Here is a 15,553-nt window from a genome sequence, read left to right as displayed (position 1 = left end):
CCACATCCGGTGACCGCTGGAAGCCGTTGTGCGCACGGGCGTTGACCCGCGCACGGGCGTTGACTTCGTTACCGGCGGTACGGATGATCCGGCCATGGCGACTGACGCAGGCAATCCGATCCCTCGGTTCCCGGCCGGCTTCCTGTGGGGCGTGTCGACCTCCGCCCATCAGATCGAGGGGGCGGTGGACGAGCGCGGGCCCTCGGTGTGGGACGTGTTCACCGCCGAGCCCGGCCGGGTGAAGGACTGTTCGACGGCGGCGGTGGCCTGCGACCACTACCACCGCTACCCGGAGGACGTGGCGCTCCTGGCCGGTCTCGGCGTGGACGCCTACCGCTTCTCCGTCTCCTGGCCCCGCGTCACCTCGCCGGGCGGCCTGGACTTCTACGACCGGCTGGTGGACAAGCTGTGCGCGGCGGGGGTACGGCCGGTCCCCACCCTCTTCCACTGGGATCTGCCCGCGTCCCTCGACTGGCTGGAGCGGGACACGGCGTCCCGGTTCGCCGACCATGTGTCCGTGGTCGCCGAACGTCTGACCGACCGGGTCGGCAAGTGGATCACCCTCAACGAGCCCGCCGAGCACACCCTGCTCGGCCACGCCCTCGGCGTCCACGCCCCCGGCCGGCGGCTGCTGTTCGACGCCCTCCCGGTGGCCCATCACCAGCTCCTCGCCCATGGTCTCGCGGTACGGGCGCTGCGCGCGGCCGGTGCGGCCGACATCGGCATCGCCAACTCCCACGGCCCGACATGGCCGGCCTCGGCCGACCCGGCGGACACGGAGGCGGCGGACTTCTACGACACCCTGCTCAACCGCCTGTTCGCGGACCCGATCCTGCTCGGCGAATACCCGTCCGGACTCGGCGAGTTGATGCCCGCGGCCGATCTCTCGGCGGACCTGAAGGTGATCGCGGAACCCCTCGACTGGTACGGCGTCAACTACTACGCCCCGACACTGGTGGGCGCTCCGCTCGGCACGGAGACGGAGTTCGGCGGGGTGCCCATACCCGCCGAACTCCCCTTCTCCGTACGGGAGATAGCGGACCGGCCGCGGACCGACTTCGGCTGGCCGGTGGTCCCGGAGGGGCTGACCGAGCTGCTGTGCGGGTTCCGGGAGCGGTACGGCGACCGGCTCCCGCCGATCGTCATCACCGAGAACGGCTGCTCGTACGAGGGCCTCGACGACCAGGACCGCATCGCCTACCTGGACGGCCATCTGCGCGCCCTGCACGCCGCGTTGACGGCCGGGGTGGATGTGCGCGGCTACTTCGTGTGGTCCCTCCTGGACAACTTCGAGTGGGCCGAGGGCTACGCGCGGCGCTTCGGTCTGGTGCACGTGGACTACGCGACGCTGGAGCGGGTGCCGAAGGCGTCGTACCACTGGTTCCGGGAAGTGCTGCGGGCGCAGAGATGACCACCGGCCGCCCGTCGGCCGCGCTCGCCGAGCCGGCCCTACCGGTGGGGCGGGGCTGGACGGCGGCCCTCGCGCTGGCCAACGGGGCGATCTGGGTGGGCTGGTTCGGCCCGCTGCAGATCCTGCTGGCCGCCCAGGCGAAGGACCTCGCGCCCGGCACCGGAATGTCCAAGGAGGCCCTGCTGGCCTGGGTGACCGGCACCGGCGCGGTGGTGTCCCTGCTCGCCAACCCGTTCTTCGGCGCGCTGTCCGACCGTACGACCGCTCGGGCGGGCCGCCGGGCGCCGTGGATCGTGGCCGGGGCGGCGGGCGGGGCGCTGTCCCTGCTGCTGCTCGCGGGCGCGGGCGGGCCGCGGTCGATGGTGCTGGGCTGGTGCCTCGTCCAGTTCACCCTGAACGCGGCCTTCGCGGCGGTGACGGCGGCGGTCCCGGACCGGGTGCCGAGGCGTCAACGGGGCGTGGTGGGCGGCTGGTTGGGCGCGGCGCAGATCCTGGGCGTGGTCGTGGGCACCGGGCTGGCGACGGCGGCGGGCGGCATCGGCGCGGGGTACGTGGCCTGCGCGGTGTGCACGGCGGCGGGCGTCCTGCCCTACCTCCTCATCTTCCGCGACCTCCCCCTCCTGCCCCGGGACCGGCCCCCATGGTCCTGGCGGGGCTTCCTCGCGGGCTTCTGGCTGAGCCCGCGCCGGTATCCCGACCTGGGCTGGGCCTGGCTGACCCGCTTCCTGATCAACCTCAGCAACTCGCTGGTGCTGCTGTACCTGCTCTACTACCTCCGCGACCGGGTCCACTACCCCGACCCCGGCCGGGGCGTCCTGATCCTGACCGCGGTGAACGGTGTGACGCTGCTGGCGACGGTGGTGATCGGCGGCGTCTGGTCCGACCGCACGGGCCGCCGCAAGCCGTTCGTGGTCTGGTCGGGCGTGCTGATGGCGGTGGCGACGGCGGCGCTGGCCGGCTGGGGGACCTGGCCGGGCACGGTGACCGCGGCCGCCGTCCTGGGCATCGGCTTCGGCGTCTTCACCTCCGTCGACTTCGCCCTGATGACCGACGTCCTCCCGCACGCCGCGGGCCGCGGCAAGGACCTGGGCCTCATCAACATCGCCAACGCCCTCCCCCAGGCGGCCGCCCCGGCTCTGGCGGCCCCGCTGGTGACGTATCTGGGCGGATACCGGGTGCTGTTCCTGGTGTCGGCGGCGATCGGGGTGGCGGGGGCGGTGCTGGTGGGGCGGATCAGGGGGGTCGACTGAAGGAAAGGTCAGAAGCCGAGCTTGCGGAGCTGCTTCGGGTCGCGCTGCCAGTCCTTGGCGACCTTGACGTGCAGGTCGAGGAAGACCGGCGTGCCCAGCAGGGCCTCGATCTGCTTGCGGGACTTGATGCCGACTTCCTTGAGGCGCTTGCCCTTGGGGCCGATGATGATCCCCTTCTGGCTCGGGCGCTCGATGTAGACGTTGGCGTGGATGTCGAGCAGCGGACGCTCCGCCGGACGGTCCTCGCGCGGCAGCATCTCCTCCACGACCACCGCGATGGAGTGCGGCAGCTCGTCGCGCACGCCCTCCAGCGCCGCCTCGCGGATCAGCTCGGCGACCATCACCTGCTCGGGCTCGTCCGTGAGGTCGCCCTCGGGGTAGAGCGCGGGCCCCTCGGGCAGCAGCGGCACCAGCAGGTCGGCCAGCAGCTCCACCTGCTGGTCGCCGACCGCCGACACCGGCACGATCTCCGCCCACTCGAAGCCCAGCTCCTTGGCGAGCTGATCGATGGCGATCAGCTGCTCGGCGAGGGTCTTGGAGTCCACGAGGTCGGTCTTGGTTACGACGGCGACCTTGGGCGTCTTCTTGATCCCGGCCAGTTCCTTCGCGATGAACCGGTCACCGGGGCCGAGCTTCTGGTCGGCCGGCAGACAGAACCCGATCACGTCGACCTCGGCCCACGTGGTGCGCACGACGTCGTTCAGCCGCTCGCCCAGCAGCGTGCGCGGCTTGTGCAGCCCGGGGGTGTCGACCAGGATCAGCTGGGCGTCCGGGCGGTGCACGATGCCCCGCACCGTGTGCCGCGTGGTCTGCGGCCGGTTCGAGGTGATCGCCACCTTCTGCCCGACCAGAGCGTTCGTGAGGGTGGACTTGCCCGCGTTGGGGCGGCCCACGAAGCAGGCGAAGCCGGCGCGGTGGACGGTTTCCGCCGGCTGCTCGGATGACTGGGTGCGAACGCTCATGCCGTTCATTGTCCCTGATCCCGGAGCCCCCGCCGCACCGCGAATCGACGGTCACGCCGCGTGGCCGTCCGTTTACGCAGACGTGACCGCATCCGCCACCCGATCACCACCGCCACCACCACGAACACCAGCACCAGCAGCGGGAGCCAGGGCACCGCGGAGAACGACGCCCCCGCCGAGGCCGACGCCCCCTGCGCCCGCGCGCTCACCGTGATCGCCGCCCGGTCGAGCACCGGGGTGCCGCGCCAGGTCTCGGTGAGCCGTACCGACTGCCCGGGCAGCAGCTCGGCGGGCACCCGGGCCGCCCGGCGCTCCAGCAGGGTACGGCCGAACAGTCCGCGCGCCGTCAGCTCCGCGCTCGGCCGCAGCGTGACATTGCCCGTGTTCCGCAGGGTGTACGACACGGTCGCCGTACCCGTGCCGAAGAGCAGCGGCCGGTGGCGGCCGACGCTCAGCCGGGACACCGCCAGCGCGGGCAGTGTCGGACCGCTCACCCGCAAGTACACCCGCGCGCCGACCGCCCGCCGGATCCCCAGCGCCAGCTTCCCGCCGCCCGGCTCGGTCCGCTCGTCCAGCGCGACGATCGCCCCGGGATGGTCGCCCGGTTCCGCGCCCGTCGGCACCCGCAGTGTGAACGGCACGGTCACGGTCCGGTGCCCCGGCACCGTGATCCGGTTCCTGGCGAGCCGCGCCCACGCCCCCACCCCGCGCATCGTCTCGTCCGCCGTGCGCACGGCGAAGCCGCCGTCCCGGGGGGTGTTGTAGGCGTCGGCCGCGTACAGCCGGAAGGTGAGCGGCTCGCCGGTCCTGTTCTGGACGGCGACCTTGTCGGTGAGGGTCTGGCCGGGGTCGGCGGAGAGGTAGAAGTAGGGCCGGGCCGCGGCCTGGGCGGCGACCGGGTACACGGACCAGCTGCCGTTGTCGGCGGCCCGCGCGGGCACCACCGGCAGTACGGCCAGCAGCAGGCTCACCACGACGACGTACGCCTTGCGCATGGGTGCGGGCACCCGCGGCCGGGGGCAGCCCGTGGCACGGGCGGGTGCGGGCGCCCGTACGCTCATGACAGCGTCAGCGTGAGCACGCCGGAGTACCCGCCCGGAGGCGTGAACGCCGGTACGTCCAGGGAGAGTCCGGCGTCGACGGTGAACTCGCCGCCGGTCAGCGTCCCGTCCGGCGTCCCCGCGAGGGTGGCCCCCGAGGAGCCCACCGTGCCCGCCGAACCCGCCGTACAGGTACTGGGGCTGCCCGCCTTGCTCGCACACGACGGCGTCCAACTCAGCCGGTCCGCGCCGATCCTGCCGCCGGGACCGGTGAAGTCGGTGACCCTGCCGGTCAGTGACCAGCCCGCCGGTCCGCCGCGGAAGTCCTTGACCGTCACGGTCCGGAGCGCGCCGGTCGAGGCGCCGCCCCGGCCGAAGTCGACCCCCGACAGCGCGACCGAGTCCCCGGCCTGGGTCATGGCGAGCGTGCCCGCCGTGACGCTCGTGGTGAGCTTCTGGCTGCCGGGCGGCACCGGCGTGTTGACGACGTAGGCCGCGGGGCCCGCGCCGGTGTCGGCGTTCCAGGTGTCACCCTCGTACGCGACGATCCCGGTGGTCGAGGTGTCGTTCACCACGAGGGAACCGCTGAAGGAGCCCTGCCCGTCCGCGGACACGCTCGCCGTGTCCCCGGTCTGGCTGGTCCCGGAGCGTCCGGCGAGGGTGACGGCGGCGCCCGGGGTGAAGCCCGTACCGCTGACCTCGACGCTCGCGCCCGGGTCGCCGGTGGCCGAACCCAGTGTGATCGCCCGGGAGTTGGCCGGGGTCCCCGCCGTCGCCGTGATGGACTCGGACGCCGGTGCGGGCGGGTTCGTGACCGTGCAGGGGGTGTCCAGTTCCATGATGTAGCTGGTGTGGATGTTGTAGTCGCCCGGCGCGAGGGTGATCTTCCCGGCCTTGGTGACGGTGAACGTGCCCGTCATGGAGAAGGACGGGAAGGCCGCCTTCCCCGGCACCGGGGGGTTCTTCTTCGGCCCGGCGACCGTGATGTCCCCGCTCTGGGCGCCGCCCAGTGTGACCTTGCCGGTCGGGGTCATGATGTCGGCCGGCAGCGCCAGATCGGTGGGGTTGCTCGCGGCGGCCCCGACCACGGTGTAGGTGACGGTGACGGTGTCGCCGACCTTCGGGCTGGTGTCGTCCGCCGAGACGGTGGCGGTCGTGGTGCCGTCGATCGGCGGCAGGCCCGCGATGGCGGGCGGGATGCAGTGCGTGGCGAAGTCCACGTCGGTGCCTGCGGCGCCGGCCGGGCAGGCCAGCGCGCCGCCCGCGGAGACCGCGAGCGCGGTCGCGCCGAGCAGTGACGCCCAGCGCCACCGTCCGGATCTTCGGGTGGTGAGACCCATGGGCCCCCTCCTGAGGGTGGTGGGCGCGGCCGAACGGGCGCCCCGACAGGGGGCATTGGCGGGGCGGCGAGGTGAGAAGTCAAGGGAGATGCCGCAGAATTCTGACTACTCGTCAGGTTCTGCGGCATCCAGGGGAGAACCGGAACGGACCGGTCGGCCGGGGCGGGCTCAGAACACGAACGGACCCGGCGACTGGTGACCGCTCGCGGTACACGTCACGGTGACGCCGAAGATCACCATCTTCAGCGAGCCGCCGTACGCGTCCAGGCTGTACCCGGAGGCGACGGTCCCGGCGAGCGGGCCGACGCTGACCGGGTCGCCCGGGTTCATGACCGGGTTCTTCGTGCCGCTGAACACGACGCTGCCGCCGCCCGCCTTGGCCATGGTGAGCGTGGAGGTGATCGAGTCCGCGGCCACCGTGACCGGGGCGCTGATCGCGGTGGAGGTGAGGCTCAGGGTGGCCGAGGTGCCGCTCTGGGTGGCGGTGAGCGTGGCCGTGCCACCGCCGAAGATGCCGCAGCTCGCGGTGATGGTCGCCGACTGGGGAGTGACGGCGGCCGCGGAGGGTGCGAGGGCGAGACCGGTGACCGCGAGGGCCCCGGCCGCCAGGGCCGCACCTGTTGCCGTGCGCTTGGCTCTCATGGGGATCCGCTTTCCTTCCTGCTGGGCACGCCGGACGTGCCGTGTGGGGTGATCGGAAGGTGCGCCGACGAACGGCAGGCCGGTCGGGCGGGTGCGGACGCGCCGGACGGCGGTGCGGATCTGACGGGTCGTCGGGACGTACGCGTTCATTGACGCGCGCGCCCCGCGACCCAGCAAGGTTGAATTCCAGCCGACCTTTCGGTCGGTACTCTTCGGGCGGCCCCGGCCTTCTTCAGGCGGCCCCGGCCTTCTTCTGCCGGTCAGCTCTCGGCGCGGCCCGCGGCCACGGTCGTACGGACCGTGCCGTCCACCCCCGCGAGCAGCACCGGCGTGTCCGCGCCCCCGAGGTCGGCCACCGCGGCCAGGTCCTCGGCCGGCACCGACTCCGCCTCGCCGACCACCGCCGCCGCCTCCAGCGACGCGGCCCCGGACGCCACCGCCATGGCGACGGCGGTGCGCAGCGCGCTGAGCTTCAGCGAGGCCAGCTCCACCGTGCCGGCGACATAGGTGCGCCCGGTGTCGTCCCGTACGGCCGCCCCCTCGGGCACCGCGTTGCGGGCCCGCGCGGAACGGGCCAGGGTCACGATCTTGCGGTCCTCGGGGTCAAGCGCGCTGCTCTCGGTCATGCCCCGAGCATACGAAGGCACCGAAGGCGCGACGACGCTCACCCCGCCACGGGGTACATCGCGCCCCGCCGGCCCTCCGGGGAGGCCAGCCACTCCAGCTTCTCCGCGGTGTTCGCCTCGTCCAGCGGGGTGTGCAGCACGATCATCAGATCGGGGCGGGCGGGGATCTTCAGGACCGTCGACTCCACGACCAGCAGCCCGGCCAGCGGATGCGACAGCTCCTTGCGCACCTGCCCCTGGTCCTCGATGTCCCGCTCGGCCCACAGCGCCGTGAACTCCTCACTGGCGGCGCTCACCTCGGCCAGCACCTCCCGGAACCCCTCGTCGTCCGGGCGCGCCGCGCAGGCGGCCCGGAACTGCGCCACCACCGTGCGCGCGTTGCGCTCCCAGCTGTGGCTGCGCTCGCGGTACAGCGGGTCGGTGAAGAAGTCGATCAGGCAGTTCTGGGTGATGCCGGGGCGCATGCCCAGCACGATCGCGGCCGCGTCGTTGTACTGCACGCAGTTGTAGTAGAGGTCCATGATGTGCGCCGGGTACGGCATCCAGGTGTCGATGAGCCGCCGCAGCCCGTCGCACATGTCCTTCCTGCCGGGCACCACCTGGGGCGTCGGCGGGTTCAGCCCGGCCAGCAGATACAGGTGCCGCCGCTCGGCGTCGCTGAGCCGCAGCACCCGGGCGACCGCGTCCAGCACCTGCGGGGAGACCGAGATGTCACGGCCCTGCTCCAGCCACTGGTACCAGGAAGCACCGACCCCGGCGAGCACGGCGACCTCCTCGCGGCGCAGTCCGGGCGTCCGACGCCTGCCGCCGCCGGCGGGCAGCCCGGCCTCCTCGGGACTGACCCGGGCGCGCCGGCTCATCAGGAACTCCCGCAGCTCGTCACGCCGATGACTGCGCCTCGCCTCAGCAGCAGGCACGTGCCGCCCCTCCCCCGTCGGTCCTGTCCAGTGGTCGCTCAGGTGACCTCTCTGGTGGTGCCACCACCACCATAAGTTCCGACTCCCCACCGGTATTCCATGCGCCCGAAGCTCTTTCCATGGCGATCGACACCACCACCCAGACCTCCCCCGCAGCGGACACCGCGGCGCCCGGCATCCCCCGGTTGTCGACGCGTGACAAGCTCGTCCTGTTCGTCCTGTGCGCGGCCCAGTTCATGGTCGCGCTGGACTTCTCCGTACTGAACGTGGCGCTGCCCGACCTGGGCCGCGACCTCGGCATGAGCACCTCCGCGCTCCAGTGGGCCGTCACCGCGTTCGCGCTGCCCTCCGGCGGCTTCCTGCTGCTGTTCGGCCGCGTCGGCGACCTCTTCGGACGCCGCAGACTCTTCCTCGCCGGTCTCGCCCTGTTCGGCGCGGCCTCGCTGCTGTCCACCCTGGCCTGGGACCCGGCCTCGTTCCTCGCCGGGCGCGCCCTCCAGGGGCTCGGCGCGGCGGCGATCGTACCGACCGGCATGTCCCTGCTGACCACCACCTTCCCCGAGGGCCCGGCCCGCGACCGCGCCCTCGGCATCTCCGGCACCCTGCTGTCGCTGGGCTTCACCATCGGCATGGTCGCGGGCGGCACCCTCACCGACACCTTCGGCTGGCGCTCCACGATGGCCCTGCTGACCCTGTTCGCGCTGATCGTGCTGCCGCTGGCGCCGGGCCTGCTGCCGGAGTCCCGCACCCCGGACCGCCCGCGCCTGGACGTGCCCGGCGCCGTCACCGTCACCACCGGACTGCTCTCGCTGATCTACGCCCTGTCCACCGCCGCCGACCACGGCTTCGGCCGCGCCGACGTCATCGCGGCCCTGGCCGCCGGACTGCTGCTGCTGACCGCGTTCGTGCTGGTGGAGTCCCGCTCGGCGGCGCCCCTGGTCTCGCTGCCGATGCTGCGCCGGCGCACGGTGGCCTGGGGCAACATCGGCGGTCTGGTCACCTTCTCGATGATGTCCACGATCGTGTTCGTGCTGACCCTGTACCTCCAGGAGATCCTGGGCCTGTCCGCCTTCGAGACCGGACTGGTCTTCGGCTTCCAGGGCCTGCTGTCCGTGGTCGCGGGCACCTTCGCCCCGAAGGTCATCGGCCGCCTCGGCGCCCGCCGCACCCTGGTCGCCTCGCTGGCCGGCCAGGGCGCGCTGACCGCGTCGCTGCTCCTGCTGAACGCCCACGGCTGGTCGGTGTGGCTCGCCACGGCCGCGGTGGCCCTGGCCAGCATGTGCCACCTGGGCGCGATCATCTCGTACGGCGTGACGGTCACCTCCGGTGTCCCGGACGCGGAACAGGGCCTGGCCACCGGCCTGGTGACCTCCACCCAGCAGGTCGGCATCACGGTCGGCATCCCGCTGCTCGGTGTGCTGGCCACCACCTCGGGCGACCTGCTGAGCGGTGTGCACACGGTGATCGCCCTGGACACGGCGATCGTGCTCGGCGCCGCGCTCCTGACCGGCCTCGGCCTGCGCCGCTCCCGGGCCTGAGATCGAGCCCGGGGTCTCAGTCCAGGGTCTGGACGATCTCGCTGCGCGCGGCCGTGTGCACCACACGGCCGCGCGCGCCGTTGACCAGCGGGAGATACGGCGCCACATGCCCGCACTCGACGTCGGCGAGGATCGGCACGCCCAGCGGCCCGAGGGCGTCGAGGACGGCCGCGTCCTGGGTGAGGGTCGGCGCGTCGGGGGCGTGGGTGCGGCCGACGAGCACGGCGGCGGCCCGATCGAAGAACCCGGCCAGCCGCATGCCGTGCAGATGGCGGGCGATGATCAGCGCGTTGTCCTCGCAGGCCTCGACGTAGACGAGCAGCGGCGCGTCGCCCGCGAAGCGCGTCGTGTCGAGGTAGCGGCTCCCGGCGAGCGGGGCGACGGTCTCGATACAGCCGCCGATCAGCCGCCCCTCGACCTCCACGTCCCCCTCGCCGTCGAGCCGCCGCCAGCCGCCCGCGCCGTCCAGGGTGAACTCGGCGATCCCCGGGTCACGGGTCCAGTCGTCCCAGCCGCCGGTGCGGTGCCGGCCGGGCGGGCTCTGGGTGAACGGCTCACCCTGCGGGGCGGCCACGATGTCCAGCCAGGACAGCAGCCCCTCGGGCACCCGGTACGGGGTGTCCATGAGGTTGTTGCCGTGCACCGTCGCCACCCCGGTCAGCAGGGTCAGCGGGGCGAGCACGGTCGACAGGTCCGAGTAGCCGACCAGCCAGGTGGGTTCGGCCCGGCCGATCGCCTCGAAGTCCAGGTGGGGCATCAGGTCGATGGCCATCTCGCCGCCCCACGGGGGGATCACGGCCCGGACGGCGGGGTCGGTCAGCATCCGCGTCAGCTCGGCGGCGCGTTCGGCGGCCGGGGCGCTGATGTGGGTGCTGCCGTCCATGCACCGGCCGACGACCACCTCGTAACCGCGCCGCTCGATCTCCTTGACCGCGATGTCGAGGCGCGCCCTGAGGGGTTCGGCCACACCCGAGGAGGGCGAGGTCACACCGACACGGTCACCGGGGCGCAGGGGGCGCGGGTATCGAATGGTCATACGGGATGCTCTCGAATTCCCCGGGCCCCGGGCAACGCGATTACGGGCGGTCCAGCCGCAGCCGCTCCGCCCTCGGCAGCCCCGCGACGACCAGGTCGTACGAGTCCTCGATCAGCTCGCGCAGCAGCGGGTCCGGCAGGCCCCCGTCGACGGTGACGGTGTTCCAGTGCCGCTTGTTCATGTGCCAGCCGGGGACGATCAGGCCCTCGTGGTCGGCGCGCAGCCGCACCGCGTCCTCCGGGTCGCACTTGAGATTGACCGTCAGGGGCCGCGCGCCCAGGTTCGTCAGGGCGAACAGCTTGCCCAGCACCTTGAAGACCGAGGTCTCCGGGTTGAACGGGAAGTCCTCCACGGCCGCGTTGAAGGACAGGCAGAAGGCGCGCAGCTCCTCGGGTCTCACTCGGCCTCCGTCTCCCCTGCGGGCTCCACCAGCACGGTGACGATCTTGTTCCGGCGGCCGGCGGAGGACTCCGCGGTGAGCTTCAGCCGCCGCTCGTCGGGGAGTTCGACCTCGGCGGACGCGCCCGCGATGGGCACCCGGCCGAGCGCCTTGGCGAGCAGTCCGCCGACGGTCTCCACGTCCTCGTCGTCGTACTCCTCCAGGCCGTACAGCTCGCCGAGGTCGGTGATGTCCAGACGGGCGGTGACCCGGAAGCGGCCCTCGCCGAGGTCCACCACGGGCGGCAGCTCCCGGTCGTACTCGTCGGTGATCTCGCCGACGATCTCCTCCAGGATGTCCTCGATGGTGACGATGCCCGCGGTGCCGCCGTACTCGTCGATCACGACGGCGACGTGGTTGCGCTCCTTCTGCATCTCCCGCAGCAGGTCGCCCGCGTTCTTGGTGTCGGGCACGAAGACCGCCGGGCGCATGGCCGTGGAGACCAGGTCGCTCTCCGCGTCCCGGCTGATGTGCGTCTTGCGGACCAGGTCCTTGAGATACACGATCCCGACGATGTCGTCCTCGCTCTCCCCGGTGACCGGTATCCGGGAGAACCCGGAGCGCAGGGCGAGGGTGAGGGCCTGCCGGATGGTCTTGAAGCGCTCGATGGTGACCAGGTCGGTGCGCGGCACCATCACCTCGCGCACCAGGGTGTCGCCCAGCTCGAAGACGGAGTGCACCATCCGGCGCTCCTCGTCCTCGATCAGCGACTCCTTCTCGGCCAGGTCGACCAGCGCGCGCAGCTCCGCCTCGGAGGCGAACGGGCCGCGTCTGAAGCCCTTGCCGGGGGTGAGCGCGTTGCCGATGAGGATCAGCAGCGAGGGGATCGGGCCCATCACCCGGGCCAGCGGCACCAGGACATAGGCGGCCACGGTCGCGGTGTTCAGCGGGTGCTGGCGGCCGATGGTGCGCGGGGAGACCCCGACGGCGACGTACGACACCAGGACCATCACGGCGATGGCGACCAGCAGGGCCTGCCAGGTGGCCGAAAAGGCCTCCAGGCAGGCGTAGGTGACCAGGGCCGCGGCCGCCATCTCACAGGCGACGCGGACCAGCAGGGCCACATTGAGATAGCGGGTGGGGTCGGCGGCGATCTGCGCCAGCTTCTCGCCGCCGCGCCGCCCGGACTTCACGGCCTCCTCGGCCCGGAAGCTGGAGACCCGGGCGAGGCCCGCCTCCGCGCAGGCGGCGAGCCAGGCGACGACGACCAGCGCGATCGCGCCGATCACGATCTGCGGGGACATCCGGCCTGCTTACGAGACGGTCGGCGCGGGAGACGGGCCGGTCAGGCCCTGCTCGGCCCGCCAGCCGTCCACGATGGCGGCCTGCAGCCCGAACATCTCGGCCTTCTCGTCCGGCTCCTCGTGGTCGTAGCCGAGCAGATGCAGCACGCCGTGGACGGTGAGCAGCTGGAGCTCCTCGTCCATGGAGTGCTGCGTCGGGGCGTCGGCCCCCTGCTTGGTGGCGACCTCCGGGCACAGCACGATGTCGCCGAGCAGCCCCTGCGGGGGCTCCTCGTCGTCCTTGCCCGGCGGACGCAGCTCGTCCATCGGGAAGGACATGACGTCGGTGGGCCCGGGCAGGTCCATCCACTGGATGTGCAGCTGCTCCATGGCGTCTTCGTCCACGACGATCACCGAGAGTTCGGAGAGCGGGTGGATGCGCATGCGCGCGAGCGCGTAGCGGGCGATGTCGAGGATCGCCTGCTCGTCGACCTCGGTGCCGGATTCGTTGTTGACGTCGATCGACATGCTCGTGCCGGTCTACTTCCCCTTGGTGCCCTTGGCGCCGGTCCTGCCACGGCCCGGGTGGGAGCCGTTCTCGGTGCCGTTCTTGCTGTCGTACTTCTCGTACGCGTCGACAATACGGCCCACCAGCTTGTGCCGTACGACATCGTGGGACGTCAGCCGGGAGAAGTGCACGTCCTCGACGCCCTCCAGGATCTCCTGGACCTGGCGCAGACCCGACTTCGTGCCGTTCGGCAGGTCGACCTGCGTCACATCACCCGTGATCACGATCTTCGAGTCGAAGCCGAGCCGGGTGAGGAACATCTTCATCTGCTCGGGGCTGGTGTTCTGGGCCTCGTCCAGGATGATGAACGCATCATTGAGGGTACGCCCACGCATGTACGCCAGCGGTGCCACCTCGATGGTTCCGGCGGCCATCAGCTTGGGGATGGAGTCCGGGTCGAGCATGTCGTGCAGCGCGTCGTACAGCGGGCGCAGGTAGGGGTCGATCTTCTCGTAGAGGGTGCCGGGCAGGAAGCCGAGCCGCTCGCCGGCCTCGACCGCGGGGCGGGTCAGGATGATCCGGTTGACCTGCTTGGACTGGAGGGCCTGGACGGCCTTGGCCATGGCCAGGTAGGTCTTGCCGGTACCGGCGGGGCCGATGCCGAAGACGATCGTGTGCTTGTCGATCGCGTCGACATAGCGCTTCTGGTTGAGGGTCTTGGGGCGGATGGTGCGGCCGCGCGAGGACAGGATGTTCTGCGTCAGCACCTCGGCCGGGGTCTCCGAGCCTTCGTTCGTACCGTTGTCGCTCGCCTTGAGCATGGCGATCGAGCGCTCCACTGCGTCCTCCGTCATCGGCTGCCCGGTGCGGAGCACCAGCATCATCTCGTCGAACACGCGTGAGATCAGGGCGACGTCGGCGCTCTCGCCGACCGCGCTGATCTCATTGCCCCGGACATGGATGTCGGCCGCCGGGAAGGCCTTCTCGATCACGCGCAGGAGGGAGTCGCCGGAACCCAGAACGGTCACCATGGGGTGCTGGGCGGGGACGGTGAGCTGTGCTCTCGCCTGCTCCTGCGTGGGGGTGTGAGCTGTGGGTGTCTGTGTCATGGGCCGGCGCGAAGGCCTTGTGCTTCCCCTCGTCGCGACCGCGCAACCTAGGGCGGCCTCGTCGCTGTCCAGGGTACGCCGGACGGCTCAGAAGCCTGTAGGACTTTTCCTCCGGTCGGGGGGTGCGCCGCCGCCCGTCAGCTGGGGCCCCGGAAGCCGATCGTGGGCACGGCCCGGCGCAGCGGCCAGGGGCGGTCCAGCTCCTCCGGGACCAGCCCGTCGAGGAAGGCGTACCGCTGGAGCGCCATGGGGTCCTGGGCCGGCAGCGACTGCACCCGCCGCCACCACGCGCCGATCTCCGACCAGCCGGGCGCCGACAGGGAGCCGCCGAACTCCTGCACGGACAGCGCGGCCGTGAGTCCCGCGAACGCCAGCCGGTCGGCCAGCGGCCAGCCCGCGAGGGAGCCCGTCACGAAACCGGCGACGAAGACGTCCCCCGCGCCCGTGGGATCCAGCGCCTCCACCGCGATCGCCGGGACCTCCGCCGCCTCGCCGGTACGGCGGTCCACCGCGTACGCGCCCTCCGAGCCCAGCGTCACCACCGCCACCGGCACGTACTCGGTGAGCGCGTGCGCGGCGAGGCGAGGGCAGTCGGCGCCCGTGTACCGCTTCGCCTCCTCGGCGTTGGGCAGGAACGCCTCGCAGTGTTCGAGGTCGGACAGCCCCGCGAGGTCCCAGGCGCCGGTCTCGTCCCAGCCGACGTCGGCGAAGATCCGGGTCCCGCCGCGCGCGGCCTGGGCGATCCAGGGGGCGCGGCGGCCCGGTGTGAGGGAGGCGACGGCGGCCCGGGCGCGCGGCGGGCAGTCGGGGGCCGGCTCCTCCGGCGGCGGCTCGTGTCCGTGCGAGACCATGGTCCGCTCGCCCTCGTACGCCATGGACACGGTCACCGGCGAGTGCCAGCCGGGCACCGTCCGCGACGGGGTGAGGTCGATGCCCTCGCCCTGTGCGAGGGCGTCCCAGCAGTACTCCCCGTAGTGGTCGTCCCCGAACGCGGCCGCGAGCGAGGTCCGCAGCCCGAGCCGGGCCAGCGCGCTGGCCATGTTGGCGACCCCGCCGGGGCTGGAGCCCATGCCGCGGGCCCAGGACTCCGTGCCGCGCACGGGCGCCGAGTCCAGGCCGGTGAAGATGATGTCGAGGAAGACGGTGCCCGTGAGATAGACGTCCCAGGGCGGATCCCCGGGGGCGCGCCGCGCGGCGAGCGGATCGACCTGGGCCTGGCGGTGCCCCGCCCGGGTGAGGTGCTCGGGTTCCTCTCCGATGAGGGTGTGCGACGAGGTCACGGTGCGCTCCCTGGTGTGCTGGGTCTGGCCAGTGTGCACCACCGCGGCCGCCGCGCACGGGCATACGGCCGGGGATGCGCACACCTGGACAAGTCCGCGCGCACAGCGAAGAACCCCGCCCCGCACAGGGCGGGACGGGGTTCTCTGTGGAGCGCCGGGCAGGCCTTGCACCTGCATTTCCCCGCAGGAAGCGGGGCGTCTTTCCTTGGACCACCAACGCACTGTCCGGCTA

At 72.3% G+C, this 15,553-nt stretch carries 15 protein-coding genes; 3 read left to right on the top strand and 12 right to left on the bottom strand.

Going from position 1 to position 15,553, the window contains the following annotated elements; all coding sequences use genetic code 11:
- The first annotated feature begins 94 nt into the window (after nucleotides 1-94).
- Nucleotides 95-1,411: a GH1 family beta-glucosidase gene (locus AB0N90_RS12590; protein ID WP_365195483.1), complete on the top strand. Its 1,317-nt coding sequence runs from the start codon at nucleotides 95-97 to the stop codon at nucleotides 1,409-1,411.
- Nucleotides 1,408-2,661 carry an MFS transporter gene (locus AB0N90_RS12585; protein ID WP_365195480.1) on the top strand — a complete coding sequence of 418 codons (1,254 nt, stop codon included), beginning with the start codon at nucleotides 1,408-1,410 and terminating at the stop codon, nucleotides 2,659-2,661. The genes AB0N90_RS12590 and AB0N90_RS12585 overlap by 4 nt, the downstream gene beginning before the upstream one ends.
- 8 nt (nucleotides 2,662-2,669) lie before the next feature.
- On the opposite strand, the gene era is transcribed toward AB0N90_RS12585, so the two are convergent.
- The 6 genes from era to AB0N90_RS12555 form a co-directional block, all read right to left on the bottom strand.
- On the bottom strand, nucleotides 2,670-3,623 hold the full coding sequence (gene era / locus AB0N90_RS12580) for a GTPase Era (protein WP_037655106.1): 954 nt from the start codon (nucleotides 3,621-3,623) through the stop codon (nucleotides 2,670-2,672).
- A gap of 5 nt (nucleotides 3,624-3,628) precedes the next feature.
- Nucleotides 3,629-4,618 (bottom strand): DUF916 domain-containing protein, encoded by a 990-nt coding sequence (locus AB0N90_RS12575; protein ID WP_365195815.1) that lies wholly within the window; start codon nucleotides 4,616-4,618, stop codon nucleotides 3,629-3,631.
- Nucleotides 4,619-4,680: 62 nt separating this feature from the next.
- Nucleotides 4,681-6,003 carry a beta-xylosidase gene (locus AB0N90_RS12570; protein WP_365195477.1) on the bottom strand — a complete coding sequence of 441 codons (1,323 nt, stop codon included), beginning with the start codon at nucleotides 6,001-6,003 and terminating at the stop codon, nucleotides 4,681-4,683.
- Between the two features lie 168 nt (nucleotides 6,004-6,171).
- The gene (locus tag AB0N90_RS12565; RefSeq protein ID WP_361667974.1) at nucleotides 6,172-6,645 is read right to left on the bottom strand and encodes a hypothetical protein; all 474 of its coding nucleotides are present in this window, start codon (nucleotides 6,643-6,645) and stop codon (nucleotides 6,172-6,174) included.
- A gap of 260 nt (nucleotides 6,646-6,905) precedes the next feature.
- Complete coding sequence (locus tag AB0N90_RS12560; protein ID WP_232986107.1) at nucleotides 6,906-7,271, bottom strand: cytidine deaminase; 366 nt, start codon at nucleotides 7,269-7,271, stop codon at nucleotides 6,906-6,908.
- 38 nt (nucleotides 7,272-7,309) lie between these two features.
- The gene (locus AB0N90_RS12555) at nucleotides 7,310-8,131 is read right to left on the bottom strand and encodes a helix-turn-helix transcriptional regulator (protein WP_128793645.1); all 822 of its coding nucleotides are present in this window, start codon (nucleotides 8,129-8,131) and stop codon (nucleotides 7,310-7,312) included.
- A 176-nt stretch (nucleotides 8,132-8,307) separates the two neighbouring features.
- On the opposite strand from AB0N90_RS12555, the gene AB0N90_RS12550 reads away from it, so the two are divergent.
- Nucleotides 8,308-9,726 carry an MFS transporter gene (locus tag AB0N90_RS12550; RefSeq protein WP_365195473.1) on the top strand — a complete coding sequence of 473 codons (1,419 nt, stop codon included), beginning with the start codon at nucleotides 8,308-8,310 and terminating at the stop codon, nucleotides 9,724-9,726.
- Nucleotides 9,727-9,742: 16 nt separating this feature from the next.
- On the opposite strand, the gene AB0N90_RS12545 is transcribed toward AB0N90_RS12550, so the two are convergent.
- The 6 genes from AB0N90_RS12545 to AB0N90_RS12520 all read right to left on the bottom strand — a co-directional run bounded on the left by AB0N90_RS12545 (nucleotide 9,743) and on the right by AB0N90_RS12520 (nucleotide 15,300).
- A complete protein-coding gene (locus AB0N90_RS12545; RefSeq protein WP_365195470.1) occupies nucleotides 9,743-10,762 on the bottom strand; it encodes a S66 peptidase family protein in 1,020 nt (339 codons plus the stop codon).
- Between the two features lie 40 nt (nucleotides 10,763-10,802).
- The gene (locus AB0N90_RS12540; RefSeq protein ID WP_365195468.1) at nucleotides 10,803-11,162 is read right to left on the bottom strand and encodes an MmcQ/YjbR family DNA-binding protein; all 360 of its coding nucleotides are present in this window, start codon (nucleotides 11,160-11,162) and stop codon (nucleotides 10,803-10,805) included.
- On the bottom strand, nucleotides 11,159-12,445 hold the full coding sequence (locus AB0N90_RS12535) for a hemolysin family protein (RefSeq protein ID WP_365195465.1): 1,287 nt from the start codon (nucleotides 12,443-12,445) through the stop codon (nucleotides 11,159-11,161). Before AB0N90_RS12535 ends, AB0N90_RS12540 begins: the two co-directional genes overlap by 4 nt.
- Nucleotides 12,446-12,454: 9 nt before the next feature.
- The gene (ybeY, locus tag AB0N90_RS12530; protein ID WP_085564673.1) at nucleotides 12,455-12,952 is read right to left on the bottom strand and encodes an rRNA maturation RNase YbeY; all 498 of its coding nucleotides are present in this window, start codon (nucleotides 12,950-12,952) and stop codon (nucleotides 12,455-12,457) included.
- A gap of 12 nt (nucleotides 12,953-12,964) precedes the next feature.
- Nucleotides 12,965-14,041, bottom strand: coding sequence for a PhoH family protein (locus tag AB0N90_RS12525; RefSeq protein WP_361667988.1), 1,077 nt, complete (start codon nucleotides 14,039-14,041; stop codon nucleotides 12,965-12,967).
- Nucleotides 14,042-14,178: 137 nt separating this feature from the next.
- Nucleotides 14,179-15,300, bottom strand: coding sequence for a PfkB family carbohydrate kinase (locus tag AB0N90_RS12520; RefSeq protein ID WP_361668878.1), 1,122 nt, complete (start codon nucleotides 15,298-15,300; stop codon nucleotides 14,179-14,181).
- Nucleotides 15,301-15,553: the final 253 nt, after the last annotated feature.

Origin of the sequence: Streptomyces sp. NPDC093018, assembly GCF_040684035.1 — a bacterium.
GTDB classification, from domain to species: Bacteria; Actinomycetota; Actinomycetes; order Streptomycetales; family Streptomycetaceae; genus Streptomyces; species Streptomyces murinus.
The sequence above is the reverse complement of the archived record's forward strand: the minus strand, read 5'-3'. Positions and strand labels throughout refer to the sequence as shown.

What these genes read in the sequence shown, in the direction of transcription:
- AB0N90_RS12590 (WP_365195483.1), top strand. Translation starts at nt 95, where the DNA reads ATGGCGACTGACGCAGGCAATCCGATCCCTCGGTTCCCGGCCGGCTTC.
- AB0N90_RS12585 (WP_365195480.1), top strand. Translation starts at nt 1,408, where the DNA reads ATGACCACCGGCCGCCCGTCGGCCGCGCTCGCCGAGCCGGCCCTACCG.
- era (WP_037655106.1), bottom strand. Translation starts at nt 3,623, where the DNA reads ATGAGCGTTCGCACCCAGTCATCCGAGCAGCCGGCGGAAACCGTCCAC.
- AB0N90_RS12575 (WP_365195815.1), bottom strand. Translation starts at nt 4,618, where the DNA reads ATGCGCAAGGCGTACGTCGTCGTGGTGAGCCTGCTGCTGGCCGTACTG.
- AB0N90_RS12570 (WP_365195477.1), bottom strand. Translation starts at nt 6,003, where the DNA reads ATGGGTCTCACCACCCGAAGATCCGGACGGTGGCGCTGGGCGTCACTG.
- AB0N90_RS12565 (WP_361667974.1), bottom strand. Translation starts at nt 6,645, where the DNA reads ATGAGAGCCAAGCGCACGGCAACAGGTGCGGCCCTGGCGGCCGGGGCC.
- AB0N90_RS12560 (WP_232986107.1), bottom strand. Translation starts at nt 7,271, where the DNA reads ATGACCGAGAGCAGCGCGCTTGACCCCGAGGACCGCAAGATCGTGACC.
- AB0N90_RS12555 (WP_128793645.1), bottom strand. Translation starts at nt 8,131, where the DNA reads ATGAGCCGGCGCGCCCGGGTCAGTCCCGAGGAGGCCGGGCTGCCCGCC.
- AB0N90_RS12550 (WP_365195473.1), top strand. Translation starts at nt 8,308, where the DNA reads ATGGCGATCGACACCACCACCCAGACCTCCCCCGCAGCGGACACCGCG.
- AB0N90_RS12545 (WP_365195470.1), bottom strand. Translation starts at nt 10,762, where the DNA reads ATGACCATTCGATACCCGCGCCCCCTGCGCCCCGGTGACCGTGTCGGT.
- AB0N90_RS12535 (WP_365195465.1), bottom strand. Translation starts at nt 12,445, where the DNA reads ATGTCCCCGCAGATCGTGATCGGCGCGATCGCGCTGGTCGTCGTCGCC.
- ybeY (WP_085564673.1), bottom strand. Translation starts at nt 12,952, where the DNA reads ATGTCGATCGACGTCAACAACGAATCCGGCACCGAGGTCGACGAGCAG.
- AB0N90_RS12525 (WP_361667988.1), bottom strand. Translation starts at nt 14,041, where the DNA reads ATGACACAGACACCCACAGCTCACACCCCCACGCAGGAGCAGGCGAGA.